This window comes from Enterobacter sp. DTU_2021_1002640_1_SI_PRY_ASU_LCPMC_013, assembly GCF_032389435.1.
In the GTDB taxonomy this organism is placed as follows: domain Bacteria; phylum Pseudomonadota; class Gammaproteobacteria; order Enterobacterales; family Enterobacteriaceae; genus Enterobacter; species Enterobacter hormaechei_C.
This window is the reverse complement of record NZ_CP135594.1, coordinates 1,732,089-1,748,775: the sequence shown is the minus strand read 5'-3', so window position 1 is coordinate 1,748,775 and position 16,687 is coordinate 1,732,089. Positions and strand designations below refer to the sequence as shown.

The 16,687-nt window shown below is 54.9% G+C and carries 15 protein-coding genes; 3 read left to right on the top strand and 12 right to left on the bottom strand.

Translation table 11 applies throughout. The annotated features are described in order from the left end of the window. Nucleotides 1–9 precede the first annotated feature (9 nt). The 8 genes from fabF to yceD all read right to left on the bottom strand — a co-directional run bounded on the left by fabF (nucleotide 10) and on the right by yceD (nucleotide 6,213). Nucleotides 10–1,251, bottom strand: coding sequence for a beta-ketoacyl-ACP synthase II (gene fabF, locus RS584_RS08290; RefSeq protein WP_032104090.1), 1,242 nt, complete (start codon nucleotides 1,249–1,251; stop codon nucleotides 10–12). A gap of 91 nt (nucleotides 1,252–1,342) precedes the next feature. Beyond that, entirely contained in the window at nucleotides 1,343–1,579 is a 237-nt protein-coding gene (gene acpP / locus RS584_RS08285) for an acyl carrier protein (protein WP_003857954.1), read from the bottom strand. A gap of 154 nt (nucleotides 1,580–1,733) precedes the next feature. Beyond that, entirely contained in the window at nucleotides 1,734–2,468 is a 735-nt protein-coding gene (fabG, locus tag RS584_RS08280; protein ID WP_003857956.1) for a 3-oxoacyl-ACP reductase FabG, read from the bottom strand. A 12-nt stretch (nucleotides 2,469–2,480) separates the two neighbouring features. After that, nucleotides 2,481–3,410, bottom strand: coding sequence for an ACP S-malonyltransferase (gene fabD / locus RS584_RS08275; RefSeq protein WP_015570824.1), 930 nt, complete (start codon nucleotides 3,408–3,410; stop codon nucleotides 2,481–2,483). Between the two features lie 15 nt (nucleotides 3,411–3,425). Next, nucleotides 3,426–4,379: a beta-ketoacyl-ACP synthase III gene (locus RS584_RS08270; protein WP_003857960.1), complete on the bottom strand. Its 954-nt coding sequence runs from the start codon at nucleotides 4,377–4,379 to the stop codon at nucleotides 3,426–3,428. A 6-nt stretch (nucleotides 4,380–4,385) separates the two neighbouring features. Next, on the bottom strand, nucleotides 4,386–5,420 hold the full coding sequence (gene plsX / locus RS584_RS08265) for a phosphate acyltransferase PlsX (RefSeq protein WP_315749313.1): 1,035 nt from the start codon (nucleotides 5,418–5,420) through the stop codon (nucleotides 4,386–4,388). 81 nt (nucleotides 5,421–5,501) lie between these two features. Then, on the bottom strand, nucleotides 5,502–5,675 hold the full coding sequence (rpmF, locus tag RS584_RS08260; protein WP_003857964.1) for a 50S ribosomal protein L32: 174 nt from the start codon (nucleotides 5,673–5,675) through the stop codon (nucleotides 5,502–5,504). 16 nt (nucleotides 5,676–5,691) lie between these two features. Beyond that, complete coding sequence (yceD, locus tag RS584_RS08255) at nucleotides 5,692–6,213, bottom strand: 23S rRNA accumulation protein YceD (protein WP_003857966.1); 522 nt, start codon at nucleotides 6,211–6,213, stop codon at nucleotides 5,692–5,694. Nucleotides 6,214–6,353: 140 nt separating this feature from the next. Between yceD and RS584_RS08250 the strand changes: the two genes are divergently transcribed. Then, nucleotides 6,354–6,938, top strand: a complete 585-nt coding sequence (locus tag RS584_RS08250; RefSeq protein ID WP_017693639.1) for a Maf family protein — start codon at nucleotides 6,354–6,356, stop codon at nucleotides 6,936–6,938. 95 nt (nucleotides 6,939–7,033) lie between these two features. On the opposite strand, the gene rluC is transcribed toward RS584_RS08250, so the two are convergent. Beyond that, nucleotides 7,034–7,981 (bottom strand): 23S rRNA pseudouridine(955/2504/2580) synthase RluC, encoded by a 948-nt coding sequence (gene rluC / locus RS584_RS08245; protein ID WP_003857970.1) that lies wholly within the window; start codon nucleotides 7,979–7,981, stop codon nucleotides 7,034–7,036. Between the two features lie 570 nt (nucleotides 7,982–8,551). Between rluC and rne the strand changes: the two genes are divergently transcribed. Then, nucleotides 8,552–11,668, top strand: a complete 3,117-nt coding sequence (gene rne / locus RS584_RS08240) for a ribonuclease E (protein WP_315749311.1) — start codon at nucleotides 8,552–8,554, stop codon at nucleotides 11,666–11,668. Between the two features lie 46 nt (nucleotides 11,669–11,714). On the opposite strand, the gene RS584_RS08235 is transcribed toward rne, so the two are convergent. Next, entirely contained in the window at nucleotides 11,715–12,662 is a 948-nt protein-coding gene (locus RS584_RS08235; protein ID WP_315749309.1) for a LysR family transcriptional regulator, read from the bottom strand. 94 nt (nucleotides 12,663–12,756) lie between these two features. On the opposite strand from RS584_RS08235, the gene RS584_RS08230 reads away from it, so the two are divergent. Then, a complete protein-coding gene (locus tag RS584_RS08230; RefSeq protein ID WP_315749307.1) occupies nucleotides 12,757–13,968 on the top strand; it encodes an MFS transporter in 1,212 nt (403 codons plus the stop codon). Between the two features lie 75 nt (nucleotides 13,969–14,043). Here RS584_RS08230 and flgL read toward each other — a convergent pair whose 3' ends face one another. Both flgL and flgK read right to left on the bottom strand, forming a co-directional pair. Beyond that, the gene (gene flgL, locus RS584_RS08225; RefSeq protein ID WP_017384730.1) at nucleotides 14,044–14,997 is read right to left on the bottom strand and encodes a flagellar hook-associated protein FlgL; all 954 of its coding nucleotides are present in this window, start codon (nucleotides 14,995–14,997) and stop codon (nucleotides 14,044–14,046) included. A gap of 16 nt (nucleotides 14,998–15,013) precedes the next feature. Next, nucleotides 15,014–16,654: a flagellar hook-associated protein FlgK gene (flgK, locus tag RS584_RS08220; protein WP_032104082.1), complete on the bottom strand. Its 1,641-nt coding sequence runs from the start codon at nucleotides 16,652–16,654 to the stop codon at nucleotides 15,014–15,016. Nucleotides 16,655–16,687 lie beyond the last annotated feature (33 nt).

Below are 16,687 nucleotides of genomic sequence, written 5' to 3'. Positions count from 1 at the left end.
TAACCAGACTCAGACCTTTTTGAAGATCAGAGAACCGTTAGTCCCACCGAAGCCGAAGGAGTTACACAGGGTATACTCCATACCGCTAACCTGGCGTGCTTCGTGAGGAACGAAGTCCAGATCGCAACCTTCATCCGGATTATCCAGGTTGATGGTTGGCGGTACCGCCTGATCGCGCAGCGCGAGAATAGAGTAGATTGACTCTACTGCTCCCGCAGCACCCAGCAGGTGACCGGTCATGGATTTCGTGGAGCTTACCATTACGCGGCCAGCAGATTCGCCGAAGATAGACTTAACAGCCTGCGCTTCTGCTTTATCGCCCGCAGGGGTAGACGTCCCATGGGCGTTAACGTAGCCAATCTGTGCCGGCGTAATGCCCGCATCGCGGATGGCGTTTTCCATCGCCAGCGCAGCGCCTGCACCGTTCTCTGGAGGAGACGTCATGTGATAAGCATCGCTGCTCATGCCAAAGCCAACAACTTCAGCATAAATTTTTGCGCCACGTTTTTTCGCGTGTTCGTACTCTTCCAGTACGATCATGCCTGCACCGTCACCCAGCACGAAACCATCACGATCTTTATCCCACGGACGGCTCGCCGCCTGGGGATTATCGTTTCGGGTAGAGAGCGCACGCGCTGCACCGAAGCCACCGACGCCCAGCGGGGTACTGGCTTTTTCAGCGCCGCCCGCAACCATAGCATCTGCATCGCCGTACGCAATGATACGCGCGGCCTGGCCGATGTTATGCACGCCAGACGTACAGGCTGTCGCGATTGAGATGCTTGGGCCACGCAGGCCGAACATAATGGTCAGGTGACCTGCCACCATGTTGACAATCGTAGACGGAACGAAGAACGGGCTGATTTTACGCGGGCCGCCATTCATCAGAGATGTATGGTTTTCTTCAATCAGACCAAGACCGCCAATCCCGGAGCCGATAGCGGCGCCGATACGGGTCGCGTTCTCTTCCGTAATCTCAAGGCCAGAATCCTGCATGGCCTGAACGCCAGCGACAATTCCATATTGAATGAAGGCATCCATCTTGCGCTGTTCTTTGCGCGAGATGATCTCTTCACAGTTAAAATCCTTTACTAAGCCAGCAAATTTCGTTGCATAGGCGCTAGTATCGAAATGGTCGATTAGGCTGATGCCGCTCTGACCGGCAAGGAGAGCTTTCCAGGTGGACTCTACGGTATTGCCGACAGGAGACAACATGCCAAGTCCGGTCACAACTACACGACGCTTAGACACGCTTGTCCTCCAGGGAGGGATAAAAAAAGAGATTCGTGGGACAACAAAAGATAAAACTCAGGCGGTCGAATGACCGCCTGGAGATGTTCACTTACGCCTGGTGACCGTTGATGTAATCAATGGCAGCCTGAACGGTGGTGATTTTCTCAGCTTCTTCGTCCGGAATCTCAGTATCAAACTCTTCTTCCAGAGCCATTACCAGCTCAACGGTGTCAAGAGAATCTGCGCCCAGGTCTTCAACAAAGGAAGCGGAGTTCACAACTTCTTCCTGCTTAACGCCCAGCTGTTCGCCGATAATTTTCTTAACGCGTTCTTCGATAGTGCTCATACTCTTAAATTTCCTATCAAAACTCGCTTTCGCGATGGTTTTCGTAGTGTATAAAATGTTGAAAAATTTGCAACTAAATCCCGGCAGGTCTTACCACGATTTTACGTTATTTTGAGGCCATTTGCCCAAATAACGCAAATATTTTCGATCGTGATTAAACCATGTACATCCCGCCGTTGACGTGGAGGGTTTCACCAGTGATGTAACCCGCTTCGTCAGAGGCTAAAAATGCAACCGCGCTGGCGATTTCTTTAGGGTCGCCAAGACGACCCGCAGGAACTGCCGCCAGCGTACCCGCACGCTGCTCATCAGTCAGCGCACGCGTCATGTCCGTTTCAATAAAGCCCGGAGCAACAACGTTTACAGTAATTCCGCGGGACGCGACTTCACGCGCCAGCGACTTACTGAAACCGATCAGACCTGCTTTCGCCGCAGCGTAGTTAGCCTGACCAGCATTTCCCATGGTACCAACCACAGAACCTACAGTGATAATACGACCATGACGCTTTTTCATCATAGCGCGCATTACCGCTTTTGACAGACGGAATACAGATGACAGGTTGGTTTCGATAATATCGTTCCACTCGTCGTCTTTCATTCGCATCAGCAGGTTGTCGCGAGTGATCCCGGCATTATTGACCAGAATATCCACTTCGCCAAACTCTGCGCGAATATTTTCCAGAACAGATTCGATAGATGCTGGTTCAGTCACATTCAGTACCAGACCTTTACCGTTCGCACCCAAATAGTCGCTGATGGCCTGTGCGCCATTCTCACTGGTCGCAGTCCCGATCACCGTCGCGCCGCGCGCAACCAGTGTTTCAGCAATAGCGCGCCCAATACCGCGGCTTGCGCCGGTCACCAGGGCAATTTTTCCTTCAAAACTCATGGTATTCCTCTTTTATTGCGAGAGTGCCGCTTTCATGGCTTCCGGCTCGTTAATCGCCGAGGCAGTCAGGGTGTCTACAATACGTTTTGTCAGACCGGTAAGTACTTTACCTGGACCAACTTCATACAGATGTTCAACGCCCTGAGACGCCATAAATTCAACGGTTTTAGTCCACTGAACCGGGCTGTAGAGCTGGCGAACCAGCGCGTTACGGATAGCCTCCGGCGCGGTTTCGCACTGCACATCGACGTTATTCACAACGGAAATCGTCGGTGCGTTAAAGGTCATTTTTTCCAGCTCAACCGCCAGCTTATCGGCAGCGGGCTTCATCAGCGCGCAGTGAGACGGTACGCTCACCGGCAGGGGCAGTGCACGTTTTGCGCCCGCAGCTTTACAGGCAGCGCCTGCACGCTCAACCGCTTCTTTATGACCCGCGATAACCACCTGGCCTGGCGAGTTAAAGTTTACCGGAGAAACGACCTGACCTTCAGCAGATTCTTCACAGGCTTTAGCGATAGAAGCATCATCCAGACCGATGATGGCAGACATGCCGCCCGTGCCCTCTGGCACCGCTTCCTGCATGAATTTACCACGCAATTCAACCAGGCGTACCGCGTCAGCGAAGGCAATCACCCCTGCGCAGACCAGCGCAGAGTATTCACCCAGGCTATGACCCGCCATCAGCGTCGGCGCTTTGCCGCCCTGCTGCTGCCATACGCGCCACAATGCGACGGAGGCTGCCAGCAGTGCCGGTTGAGTCTGCCAGGTTTTGTTCAGCTCTTCAGCGGGGCCCTGTTGGGTCAGCGCCCACAGATCATAACCCAGCGCGTCAGAGGCTTCACGGAAAGTCTCTTCAATAACCGGATAGTTTGCTGCCATTTCAGACAACATCCCAACAGTTTGCGAGCCCTGTCCCGGGAACACAAAAGCAAATTGCGTCATTTTTTAATCCTTATCCTAGAAACGAACCAGCGCGGAACCCCAGGTGAAACCGCCACCAAAGGCTTCAAGCAAGACCAGTTGGCCCCGTTTAATTCGTCCATCGCGTACCGCTTCGTCAAATGCGCACGGTACCGATGCCGCAGAGGTGTTGCCGTGGCGATCAAGCGTCACCACAACGTTATCCATAGACATGCCCAGCTTCTTCGCCGTCGCGCTGATGATACGCAGGTTCGCCTGATGCGGTACCAGCCAGTCGAGTGCGGCGCGGTCCAGATTGTTCGCTTCCAGCGTCTCATCAACGATGTGAGCCAGTTCAGTCACGGCCACTTTAAACACTTCGTTACCTGCCATTGTCAGGTAAATCGAACTGTCCGGATTAACGCGATCGGCGTTAGGCAGCGTTAACAGCTCGCCGTAGCGGCCATCGGCATGCAGGTGCGTGGAGATGATGCCCGGCTCTTCGGACTGCCCCAGCAGCACCGCGCCCGCGCCATCGCCAAAAATAATGATCGTGCCGCGATCGGTTGGATCGCAGGTACGCGCCAGCACATCAGCGCCGATCACCAGCGCATATTTTACGGCGCCCGATTTTACATACTGATCGGCAATGCTCAGCGCATAGGTGAAACCCGCGCACGCTGCTGCAACATCAAATGCCGGGCAGCCTTTGATGCCGAGCATGTTCTGCACCTGGCACGCTGCGCTTGGGAAGGCATGCGTGGCAGAGGTGGTCGCCACCACAATAAGCCCGATCTGTTCTTTATCAATGCCAGCCATCTCAAGCGCTCGCTGAGCGGCTTCGTAGCCCATGGTGGACACAGTTTCGTCTGGCGCGGCGATACGACGTTCACGGATACCTGTGCGCGTGACAATCCACTCGTCAGACGTATCTACCATTTTTTCAAGATCGGCGTTGGTACGCACTTGTTTTGGCAGGTAGCTGCCGGTACCTAAAATCTTCGTATACATGTACGCTCAGTCACTTTTAGCTAATACAGATCCCAGGCGAGCGGCAATCCGCTGAGGGACTTGTCGCTGCACCGCCTGCACTGCCTGTTCAATCGCGACGGTAAATGCTCGCTGATTGGCGGCGCCATGACTCTTAATCACGATGCCGCGCAATCCTAACAGACAGGCGCCATTATACTGGTCGGGGTTGAGGTGACTGAATCGCCGCGTCAGGCTTTTTTGTAACCAACGCTTTAATAAAATCAGCCACCAGGACCTTTTTTTACCTTCTCCCTGCGATTTCAGCAGAGAAAGGAACATTCGTACGACCCCTTCCATGGTCTTCAACGTCACGTTTCCGGTGAAGCCATCACACACTAATACATCCGTTTTGCCCGTCAGCAACTCATTGGCTTCGAGATAACCAATATAGTTGATGGAGGGGACCTGTTTGAGTATTTCCGCAGCGTCGCGGATACTGTCCAGGCCTTTGGTCTCTTCTTCACCAATATTCAGTAAAGCAACGCGGGGATTGTTAATCCCGACCACGTCTTCAGCCAGCACCGACCCCATAACGGCAAACTGAGCCAGCATTGTACTATCACAATCCACGTTAGCGCCCAGATCCAGCACCACCGTTTTGCCCTTCTGCTGATGCGGTAATACCGTCACCAACGCCGGACGCTCAATGCCCTCAATCGGCTTGAGCAATAATTTCGACAGCCCCATCAGCGCGCCAGTATTTCCCGCGCTGACGCAAGCCTGCGCTCGCCCTTCTTTCACCAGCTCCAGCGCCATTCGCATAGAGCTGCCGCGGCTATTACGAATAGCCTGCGATGGCCGGACATCACTGGCAATAACTGACTGCGCAGGAATAATCTGCAGACGCGAACGTTGTTCAAAGTCAGCTTTTGCAAGTAATGGCGTGATTGTGTCGGGATTACCGACTAAAAGAAGTGTGAGTTGCGAATTAGAATTCAGTGCCTGCAATGCTGCAGGCACTGTCACGGTAGGGCCAAAATCTCCCCCCATGACATCTAACGCCAGGGTTAGACGTGTCAAGGTATCGTCGCAGCCTGGTTCGGTAAACTCCCCGTTTGCACGGGGAAGTTCCTCACTAAGCCTAATCACGCTGACGCGTGATTACTTAGTGATAACCTTGCGGCCGCGGTAGAAACCGTCAGCGGTGATGTGGTGACGCAGGTGTTTCTCACCAGAAGTCTTGTCTACAGACAGGCTGGTAACTGCGGTCAGCGCGTCATGGGAACGACGCATGCCACGTTTGGAACGGGTTGGTTTATTCTGTTGTACGGCCATGGACCTTACTCCTCAATTACTTACGCTTTAAGCTGGCTAATACGGCAAATGGGTTTGGTTTTTGCGCTTCATCAGGCAGTTCCCCAAAGACCATGTCCGCCTCGGACACTTCACAGTGTTCAGAATCATGCACCGGAACGACTGGCAGGGAGAGGATGACTTCATCTTCAACCAGCGCCAGAAGATCGATTTCACCGAATTCGTTAACCTCAATCGGCTCATACGCTTCCGGGAGTGCTTCAGCCTGTTCGTCAGAACGAACCGGACTAAAACAATACGTTGTGTGAACATGCTGTACAAACGGTTTCCCGCAACGCTGACATTCGAGCGTTACCGTCACCTTTGCATCACCGGTTAACACGGCGAGACGCTGGTTGTCGATAGCGAACGACATGGAGCATTCTACATCACTGTCCACACTGACTACAGATTCGGCAATACGCTCAGCCTGATCGGAAGAATAGATTCCTTCGTAATCGAGGCGTTTTTGAGCCGTACGAACCGGATCAAGAGTCAGGGGTAATTTTACCTTTTGCATAGGGCGCGCATATTAACTTTGTAACGTCATAGAGTCAAAGAAAAAGGCAACCAGAGCTGCCTTTTGCCAATTATTCGCACACATTGCGGCCTGTAGTTTAAAATGGCTGGCATCGATACGCTATATCTGGTGATAAAAATATGCCAAATCTCGTCCTTGCTTCCACTTCACCTTATCGCCGAATGCTGCTGGAAAAGCTCGGGATCCCGTTTGAATGCGCTGCGCCGGAGGTGGATGAAACGCCACAGCCGGGCGAGTCACCGCGTCATCTGGTTACCCGTCTCGCGAAAGAGAAAGCACAGTCGCTGGCCGTACGTTACCCCGCACATCTGATTATAGGCTCCGATCAGGTTTGTGTGCTGGACGGCGAAATCACCGGCAAACCGCATACGGAAGAAAACGCCTGCCAGCAACTTTTGCGTGCGCGAGGCGGTATCGTGACCTTTTATACCGGCCTGGCGCTTTATAATTCGGCTTCCGGTCATCTGCAAACCGAGTGCGAGCCGTTTGATGTGCACTTCCGTCATCTTAGCGAGCAGGAGATTATGGATTATGTTCGTCGGGAACGTCCGCTGAACTGTGCCGGGAGCTTTAAAAGTGAAGGACTAGGGATTGCGTTGTTCGACAAGCTCGATGGCCGCGATCCCAACACGCTGGTGGGGTTGCCGCTGATTGCGCTGTGCCAGATGTTAAGGCGAGAAGAGTGTAATCCGCTGACGATGTGATCCCTGTGGCCTGATGCCCTCACCCCGGCCCTCTCCCACAGGGAGAGGGGGCAAACATAAAAAACGGCAATATACATTGCCGTTTTACATTTACCTTAGCCGCGCAGAACTTTCAGACAGCGTTTGAGCTGCTCATCCAGCGGCGCTTCAATACGGATAACTTCGCCGGTATTAGGATGGGTAAATTTCAGCGCTGCCGCGTGCAGGAACAGACGCGACAGCCCTGTTCCCGCCAGCTGCTTATCAAATTCGCGATCGCCATAGCGGTCATCAAACGCAATCGGATGGCCCGCAAACTGGGTATGGACGCGAATCTGGTGGGTACGCCCCGTCACCGGACTACAGCGCACCAGCGTGGCGAATTCGTAGCGCTCTTCAACTTTAAAGCGCGTCTCAGACGGTTTCCCTTCCTGATTAACACGAACAATGCGCTCGCCGCTTTGCAGAATATTTTTCAGCAGCGGCGCCTGCACCACTTTCACGTGGGACTGCCACTGGCCGCGAACCAGCGCCAGGTAATCTTTCTGCATCCCTTTTTCACGAAGTTGCTCGTGCAAAGAACGCAGCGCAGAACGTTTTTTCGCCACCAGCAGCACGCCAGAGGTATCGCGGTCAAGACGGTGAACCAGTTCGAGGAAACGCGCTTCCGGGCGCAGCGCGCGTAACCCTTCAATCACGCCGAAGCTCAGACCGCTCCCCCCGTGTACCGCCGTTCCGGACGGTTTATTCAGCACCAGAATGTGGTCGTCCTCATAAAGGATAACGTCGCTCAGGGCCGCGACTTTTTGCAGCTTCGGAGAAACGACCTCTTCTTCACGCTCTGCAACACGTACCGGTGGAATCCGGACTTCATCGCCCGCCTCGAGCTTATACTCTGGCTTCACGCGTTTTTTGTTCACCCGCACCTCGCCCTTACGCAAGATGCGATAAATCATACTTTTTGGCACGCCCTTCAACTGGGTGCGCAAAAAATTATCGATACGTTGCCCCGCCTCGTCGTCGGCGATGGCAACCATTTTTACGGCTGGAGTCTCTGTTTTCATGGTTGGCGATTCTAAATAGCGTCAGACATTAGCGCCACTCATTTTTCTATGCTTATATTTACTTTTATCCGGACCACTCCCCTTTCGCGCAATCGATTTGGTGGTTATTAAACCAATCACCCCGTTGAAGTGAAGAAACTGTGAGTAACCGGGTGATAATTGGTAAAAGTCATCTTGCTATAACCCGGCGAGCAGTGGAATAATGAATCCGTTTTCCGCGTTAAATCCGGGTTTTGTAAGGATGTCGACGGAATGACCAATTTTGTCTGACCGATCATCCACGCAGCAATGGCGTAAGACGTATTGATCTTTCAGGCAGTTAGCGGGCTGCGGGTTGCAGTACTTCCCGGTATAAGGATTGTTCTCTGGAGAGTTTTCCCAGGCAATTCCCCTGATAATTGCGCTGTGTTTCCGTATGAAACACAGGCAACCGACACTCTGCGCCTCTTAAGCGAGCGACAACCGTGAGGTTGGCGACGTGAATAGACACGAGGCCATCGGTTCATACCCCGGAAAGCGTCACCTTGCCCGCAGCTTTGTCGTCAATGTAAGAATAACGAGTAAGTTACGATGAAAAGAATGTTAATCAACGCAACTCAGCAAGAAGAGTTGCGTGTCGCCCTTGTGGATGGGCAGCGCCTGTACGATCTGGATATCGAAAGTCCTGGACACGAACAGAAAAAAGCGAACATTTACAAAGGCAAAATCACCCGCATTGAACCAAGCCTTGAAGCTGCATTTGTCGATTACGGTGCTGAGCGTCACGGTTTCCTTCCTCTCAAAGAAATCGCCCGCGAATATTTTCCTGCAAACTACAACTCCCATGGCCGTCCGAACATTAAAGATGTTCTGCGTGAAGGTCAGGAAGTTATCGTCCAGATCGATAAAGAAGAGCGTGGCAATAAAGGTGCCGCACTGACCACCTTTATCAGCCTGGCAGGAAGCTATCTGGTATTGATGCCAAACAACCCGCGTGCGGGTGGCATCTCTCGCCGTATCGAAGGCGATGACCGTACCGAGCTGAAAGAAGCGCTGGCAAGTCTCGAGCTGCCAGACGGCATGGGCCTTATCGTGCGCACCGCAGGCGTCGGCAAATCTGCCGAAGCGTTGCAGTGGGACCTGAGCTTCCGTCTGAAGCACTGGGAAGCCATCAAGAAAGCGGCTGAGAGCCGTCCTGCTCCGTTCCTGATCCACCAGGAAAGCAACGTTATTGTGCGTGCCTTCCGTGATTATCTACGTCAGGACATCGGTGAAATTCTGATTGATAACCCGAAAGTGCTTGAGCTGGCTCGCCAGCACATCGCCGCGCTGGGTCGCCCGGATTTCACCAGCAAAATTAAACTGTACACCGGTGAAATCCCGCTGTTCAGCCACTATCAGATTGAATCCCAGATCGAGTCTGCCTTCCAGCGTGAAGTGCGTCTGCCGTCCGGCGGTTCTATCGTTATCGATACTACCGAAGCGCTGACCGCTATCGACATCAACTCCGCGCGTGCAACCCGCGGCGGCGACATCGAAGAGACCGCCTTCAACACCAACCTTGAAGCCGCTGATGAAATCGCCCGCCAGCTCCGCCTGCGCGACCTGGGTGGTCTGATTGTTATCGACTTCATCGACATGACCCCGGTTCGCCACCAGCGTGCGGTTGAAAACCGTCTGCGTGAAGCGGTACGCCAGGATCGCGCACGTATCCAGATTAGCCATATCTCGCGCTTCGGCCTGCTGGAAATGTCCCGTCAGCGTCTGAGCCCGTCACTCGGCGAGTCCAGCCATCACGTCTGCCCGCGCTGTTCCGGTACGGGTACCGTGCGTGACAATGAATCGCTCTCCCTCTCTATTCTGCGTCTGATTGAAGAAGAAGCGCTGAAAGAGAACACCAAAGAGGTTCACGCCATCGTTCCGGTGCCGATTGCCTCCTACCTGCTGAACGAAAAACGTGCAGCGGTGAGCGCAATCGAAGCGCGTCAGGGCGGCGTTCGCTGCATCATCGTGCCAAACGACGAGATGCAAACCCCGCACTATCACGTGCTGCGCGTGCGTAAAGGCGAAGAGACAAGCACCCTCAGCTACCTGCTGCCGAAGCTGCATGAAGAAGAAATGGCGCTGCCATCGGATGAAGAGCCTGCCGAGCGTAAACTGCCTGAGCAGCCTGCATTAGCAACCTTCATCATGCCTGAAGCCCCACCGGAAGCGACGCTGGAAAAACCAGCGGCAAAACCTGCCGTGCAAAAGGCGGCCCCTGCCGCGCCAAAAGCGCAGCCTGAGCAGCCGGGTCTCCTGAGCCGCATCTTCGGCGCGTTGAAAAAAATGTTTGCTGGCGAAGAAGTTCAGCCTGAGCAGCCGAAAGAAGCGCCAAAAGAAGCGAAACCAGAGCGTCAGCAGGACCGTCGTAAGCGTCAGAACAATCGTCGCGATCGTAATGACCGCAACGACCGTAGCGATCGTAACGAGCGCCGTGATAATCGTTCCGAGAACAACGAAGGTCGTGAACAACGCGAGGACAACCGTCGCAACCGTCGCGAGAAGCAACAGCAGAACGTTGAAGATCGTGAGATTCGCCAGCAGGCGGGCGATGAGTCCGAGAAGAGCAAACAGCGTGACGAGCAGCAGCCTCGCCGCGAGCGTAACCGTCGTCGTAACGACGAGAAACGCCAGGCCCAGCAGGAAGTCAAAAACCTGAACCGCGAAGCGCCTGTTGAACAGCAGGACACGGAGCAGGAAGAGCGTACTCAGGTTATGCCGCGTCGCAAGCAGCGTCAGCTGGCCCAGAAAGTACGTGTGGGTGCTGTTCAGACGGAAGAAAACGACGTTATCGCGGTTGAAGCAGCAGAAAGCACAACGGGTACCCAGGTCGCGAAAGTTGACCTGCCAGCCGTAGTGGAAAATCAGGTTGAGCAGGACGAAAGCAGCGAAAACCGTGACAACGCAGGTATGCCGCGTCGCTCCCGCCGTTCTCCACGTCACCTGCGCGTGAGCGGCCAGCGTCGTCGTCGCTACCGTGACGAGCGTTACCCGACTCAGTCGCCAATGCCGCTGACCGTGGCGTGCGCGTCACCTGAGATGGCATCCGGTAAAGTCTGGATCCGTTATCCGGTTGCTCGCTCAGAGCAGGCTGTTGAAGAACAGGCTGTGACCGAAGAGGTGATTGCACCGGTAGCAGCGGTGGAAGACGTCGTGACTGAAGCGGCAACCGTGGTTGAACCGCAAGTTGTTGACACGGCGGCACCGCAGGCTGTGGAAGTGGAAACGACCCATCCTGAAGTGATTGCTGCGCCGGTTGATGCCGCCCCGCAGATCATTGCCGAAGAAGATACCGTGGTGGCTGAAGAAGTCGCGGAGGAAGCTGAACCAGTCTCCACAGCAGAAGAGCCCGCAGACGTTGCCGTCGAAACGGTGACGGAAGAGGTTGTTCAGGACGTCGAGATTCAGGTTGAGCCTGTTGTCGAAGAGGTCAATGAGGCTGAAGTGAAATCCGAGCCGGTTGAGGTCGTTGCCGCTCCAGCGCCTGCTCACGTTGCTACCGCGCCGATGACTCGCGCCCCGGCACCTGAGTATGTACCTGAAGCGCCACGCCATAGCGACTGGGTTCGTCCGGCATTCAACTTCGAAGGCAAAGGTGCTGCCGGTGGTCACAGTGCAACGCACATGGCTACTGCGCCAGCTACTCGTCCTCAGCCTGTTGAATAACGCACGCTAAGACTGAAAGCCGACCTTCGGGTCGGCTTTTTTATGGCTATTGCAGGGGCTTTCTCATTCCGGTGACCTCCGGCATTATCTTCCGCATCAGCTCCAGAAAACGCCGCAAGCGCGCCGGATAATAACGAGACCAGGGGTAAACCAGATGTACCGGTAACGCTGCCGGCTGCCACTCTGGCAGTAGATGCACCAGTCGTCCTTCCTGAATATCATCCTGTACTGTCCAGCTGGATACCACCGCCACGCCCAGCCCGGTGAGTGCCGTATTGCGCGCCACATACAGGCTGTCGGTACTCAGCCGTGGCGTAATGGTAACCCGCGCCGGGGCAGATGATGCATCGTGGAAAAGCTCCACATGGCGTTGATAAAAAGAGCTGATGGCAATCCAGGGAAGCGGTTGCAAATCTTCCGGCGTTTTAACCGCGGGATAACGGGCCAGTAATTCCGGTGAAGCCACCACCGAGCGCGGCACTTCAGCCAGCAGCACGGACACGGTTGCCGGATCGACTTCCACACCCACCCGAATAGCACAGTCAAGGTTGTCGCCGAGGAAATCAACCGAGCGATCGTTGAGCATCCACTCTACAGAAAGCTGGGGATAGCGCTGTAAAAATTCGGTTAACGGTTTCAGAAGCTGATCCTGGCCAAACGCGTGCGGGGCGCGCACCCTCAGCACCCCAACCGGTTCATCTTCCGTCTGCCCTACCTCGTCTTCCAGCGCCAGCCAGCTGTCAATCACCCGTCGGGCATGCTGATAGCAGCGTTCGCCGTCATCGGTCAGCCGGGTCGTATGGGTTGTGCGCAGCATCAGGCGTACTCCCAGCATGGTCTCAAGCGACTGCAACCGTCGGCTCACCGTGGCCTGGGTTGTTGCCAGCTGACGTGCCGCCGCAGAAAGAGACCCCGCCTCCACAATGCGAACAAACGTTCGCATCAGTTCTACCCGATCTATACGCTCAGACCTTTTCATACCATTTTTACCCATACGCCACACGTATAAGCGTTTTACCACCGCGCCCGCTACCGTCGCAAGGCGTACTGATAAAAAATAGCCGCACACGACGAATGAGGAACATCTTATGAACACAACCACCACCCGGGCCGTAAGCCGCTGGGTAATCCTAATGCTGGCGCTCGGTGCGGGCTTTAGCGTGGCATCCATCTATTATGCCCAGCCTCTGCTGCCGCTGATGGGCTCAGACCTGCATCTGAGCATCGAAGGCATGGGCATGGTCCCGACGCTTACCCAGGCGGGTTATGCCTTAGGCATCCTGTTTCTGCTCCCGCTCGGCGATCGTCATGACCGCAGAACGCTGATCCTGATAAAAAGTGCGGCCCTGGCGCTGTTCCTGCTGGGTTGTAGCCTGACCGGACAACTGCACTCCCTGCTGCTCACCAGCCTGCTGATTGGCATGGCCGCCACCATGGCGCAGGATATTGTCCCGGCCGCAGCGATCCTCGCGCCGGAAGGTAAACAGGGAAAAACGGTCGGCACGGTGATGACCGGCCTGCTGCTGGGGATTTTGCTCTCCAGAACCGTGAGCGGCGTGGTGGGTGAGGCCTTTGGCTGGCGGGTGATGTATCAGCTGGCCGCCGCAAGTATTGCCTTTATCGGCGTGGTGATGTGGGCCCTGCTTCCCCGCTTCGCCGTTCACTCCACGCTGAGCTACCCGGCGCTGATGCGCTCCATGGAGCACCTCTGGCGTCGTTACCCGGCACTGCGTCGGGCCGCGCTGGCCCAGGGTTCTCTGTCGATTGCCTTTAGCGCATTCTGGTCAACGCTGGCGGTCATGCTGCTGGAACGGTATCACCTTGGCAGCGCCGTAGCGGGTGGTTTTGGTATTGCCGGAGCCGCTGGCGCGCTGGCCGCACCGCTGGTGGGTGGTCTTGCCGATAAGCTGGGCGCCGGTAAAGTGACCCAGCTGGGTGCCGCGCTGGTGACCCTCTCGTTTGCCCTGATGTTCCTGATGCCGGCACTGGGTGTACACGGTCAGTTGATCCTGATTGCCCTCTCCGCGGTCGGTTTCGATCTCGGCTTGCAGTCCAGCCTCGTGGCCCACCAGAACCTGGTCTATAGCCTTGAGCCGCAGGCCCGCGGACGCCTGAACGCCCTGCTGTTTACCGTCATTTTCATCGGAATGGCGCTGGGTTCGGCATTAGGCAGCAATATCTATACGCTGGCAGGCTGGTCTGGCGTGGTGGCTCTGGCAACCCTGTGTGGTGCCATTGCGCTGGCTATCAGAGTGATTGAAAGCGCCCGGGTGCTGTCCGCACAGGCAGAAAGTGTGTAAAAAAAATGCCCAACCCGGACGGGTTGGGCAGTCAAAACATGCCCAGTTTCAAGACATGTCAAACAGGTCAGAGTCTTATTTGTTCATCTGGAACAAAGACATACCCTGCATATCGCTAAAGGCTTTATACGAGGCCTGCAACGCCGCCTGCTGCATGGTGTAGGACGAAATCACCGAGTTCCAGTCCACGTCAACCAGGTTACTCATCTGCTGCGTCTGACCCAGCGCGCGGTCTTCACCCAGAGCATCCAGCTTGCCCAGTTCATCCAGCTTGATGCCGAGGTCGGCGCGCACGGTCAGCACGTTGTTGAGGGAGTTGCTCAGGCCACGGTTGGCTTTATCAATAGCCGCCGTAAACGCCTCGGCTTTCGTTTCATCCTCCCCAATCGGCGTATTCAGCGCTTCAATTGCGGAGTCAAGGATCTTGAACAAATTCGTTTCCGGCGCACTACCATCTGGCTCTGGCTTCGCATTGCTGGTGAAGCTATCGAAAACTTCAGTGCCCGTATGGCTAATTTGCATCGTGCGCGCGGAGTCAACCTGCTGGCTGATTGGCGTTCCGCCGCCCTTATAATCACCCGTAGCCTGGTCGAAAGCCGCCGCTTCGGTCTTGTAACCGGAAAAAATATAGCGACCGTTACCGTCCGTGCTGTTAGCCAGGTTCATGAGCTGATCGCGAATACCTTGCAGGTTTGTGGCCAGCGAAGCGCGGTCATCGTCACTTAACGTACCGTTGCCCGCATTGACAATCTTTTCCTGAGCAGCCTGGATGGCGGTTGTCACTTGCGATAACACGTTCTCTTCCAGCGAGACTTTCGTCGTAGCGAAAGAACGTGCCAGCGCATACTGGCTGTTTTGCGTTTGGGCCTGAGAGAGCACAACGGCCTGCGAGGCGGCAATCGGATCGTCAGACGGACGGTTGATGCGCTTCCCCGTAGACATCTGCTCGCCGTAGCTGAGCCAGAGACTTTGGGAGTTCGTCACGCCGCGCATGCTTTGCTCATACATCATTTGAGTACTAATACGCATTTTTTATGCCTCAGCCTTAGCGGATATTGATCAATGCATCAAACAGCGTGCTCGCCGTTTGCAGCACCTGCGCATTCGCCAGATAGTACTGCTGATAGCGTTGCAGGTTGCCATACTCTTCATCCAGGTTAACCCCGGAGATTGACTGCTGTTGTTTGGTCAGCTGCGTCACCACGTTAACTTTGGTTTCGCTGCTGGTTTTCAGCGACGCCGTGGTGCTGCCCACCGTACTGACCAGCGCGGCATAAGCATCGTTAAAGGTTTTGTTCCCTCCCACCAATTTGGCGCTCTGTAAATCCAGCAGCTTCTGGCCATTGGTATTGTCGCTTTCGCCGCTTCCTTTCGCGGAGGCCATCGCCAGTTTGGATTCGTCGCTGATCGCTACGTCCATATTCACAATGACGTCATTCACCGGTTTGACGATGAAACTGTCTTTATTATCGGCTGAGCCGCTAATCTTAACGTTGAGACCATCAAACGACAGATTACCGCTGGCGTCAGGCTTGGCCGTGAAGCTGGTGTTGTCCGACAGACGCGTGATTGTCCAGTCAGTACCGTTGTACTCAACTTTATAGTTTGTCGCCTGAACCTTTGTACTGTCCGTCATCGTGGCCGTAACGGACGCGCTTCCGGTGTTTTTACCGTTACTCAGCACTGCCGGCGAGCCAAAATCAAACAGCTTGCCGCCTGCATCCCCGTTGGCATCAAAGCCAGCCTGGTGCTGGGTATTCATGGCATCCGCAAACGCCAGCGCCATCTGGTTAAGGGTGTTTCGCGCCTGATCCAGATCCTGAGAACGGAACGTTAACAACCCCCCAAGCGACCCCGTGGTGATCTGTTTTTCTGAGATCTCCACGTTGCCCGCTGCGGTATCCACATACGCAATTGTTGTACGCGCTGGGTCCGCACTGGATTTCACCGCCGCCAGCTGGCTGGCGTTGCTGCCCTGTACCAGTGTGTAACCATTGGCGATAGAGATGTTGTAGGTGCCGCTGTCCTGTACGGTGACGTCCACACCGACAATCTTGTTCAGTTCACTCACCAGCTGATCGCGCTGATCGAGCAGTTCATTCGGGGATGCGCCCGCACCGACGCCAGTCAGCCGGGAGATCTGATCGTTAAGATTGGCAATCTGTTTCGCGTAGTTATTGATCTGATCGACGCTGGTAGAAATCGCCGTATTGACCTGCGCATCCTGATCGCGGAGATATTGATCGTTGGTTTTAAACTGGTTTACCAGACCATCCGCCTTCCCGAGTACCGTCTGGCGTGCAGCCGGATCTTCTGCGTTACTCACCAGCGTTTGCAGGCTTTTAAAGAAATCCTGGAGGTTGGCAGAAAGCGAGTTCGTGGTATCAGAAAGCACGTCGTCAATTTTTGACATCTGCTGGTAGCGCGTGGTCAGCCCACTGCTCTGGTTCTGCGCCGCGCGCAGCTGGTTGGTGATAAACGCATCATATTCACGCTGAACACCGGAGACATAGACCCCGTTACCCACCCAGCCACCGCCGGTCAGGGTGCTGTTTGATGCCCCCAGAATGGTGCTCTGGCGGGTATAACCTGCCACGTTGTAGCTTGAAATATTATTACTGACGGTATTGAGTGCCGACTGCGCAGCACTGAGGCCACTCATGGCGCTGTTAATCAAACTGGACATGGGGGTTCCTTTTATACGTTCAGACACGAGTCC

Coding starts and splice junctions, on each gene's coding strand:
- acpP (WP_003857954.1), bottom strand. CDS start 1,579: ATGAGCACTATCGAAGAACGCGTTAAGAAAATTATCGGCGAACAGCTG.
- fabG (WP_003857956.1), bottom strand. CDS start 2,468: ATGAGTTTTGAAGGAAAAATTGCCCTGGTGACCGGCGCAAGCCGCGGT.
- fabD (WP_015570824.1), bottom strand. CDS start 3,410: ATGACGCAATTTGCTTTTGTGTTCCCGGGACAGGGCTCGCAAACTGTT.
- RS584_RS08270 (WP_003857960.1), bottom strand. CDS start 4,379: ATGTATACGAAGATTTTAGGTACCGGCAGCTACCTGCCAAAACAAGTG.
- rpmF (WP_003857964.1), bottom strand. CDS start 5,675: ATGGCCGTACAACAGAATAAACCAACCCGTTCCAAACGTGGCATGCGT.
- yceD (WP_003857966.1), bottom strand. CDS start 6,213: ATGCAAAAGGTAAAATTACCCCTGACTCTTGATCCGGTTCGTACGGCT.
- RS584_RS08250 (WP_017693639.1), top strand. CDS start 6,354: ATGCCAAATCTCGTCCTTGCTTCCACTTCACCTTATCGCCGAATGCTG.
- rluC (WP_003857970.1), bottom strand. CDS start 7,981: ATGAAAACAGAGACTCCAGCCGTAAAAATGGTTGCCATCGCCGACGAC.
- rne (WP_315749311.1), top strand. CDS start 8,552: ATGAAAAGAATGTTAATCAACGCAACTCAGCAAGAAGAGTTGCGTGTC.
- RS584_RS08235 (WP_315749309.1), bottom strand. CDS start 12,662: ATGGGTAAAAATGGTATGAAAAGGTCTGAGCGTATAGATCGGGTAGAA.
- RS584_RS08230 (WP_315749307.1), top strand. CDS start 12,757: ATGAACACAACCACCACCCGGGCCGTAAGCCGCTGGGTAATCCTAATG.
- flgL (WP_017384730.1), bottom strand. CDS start 14,997: ATGCGTATTAGTACTCAAATGATGTATGAGCAAAGCATGCGCGGCGTG.
- flgK (WP_032104082.1), bottom strand. CDS start 16,654: ATGTCCAGTTTGATTAACAGCGCCATGAGTGGCCTCAGTGCTGCGCAG.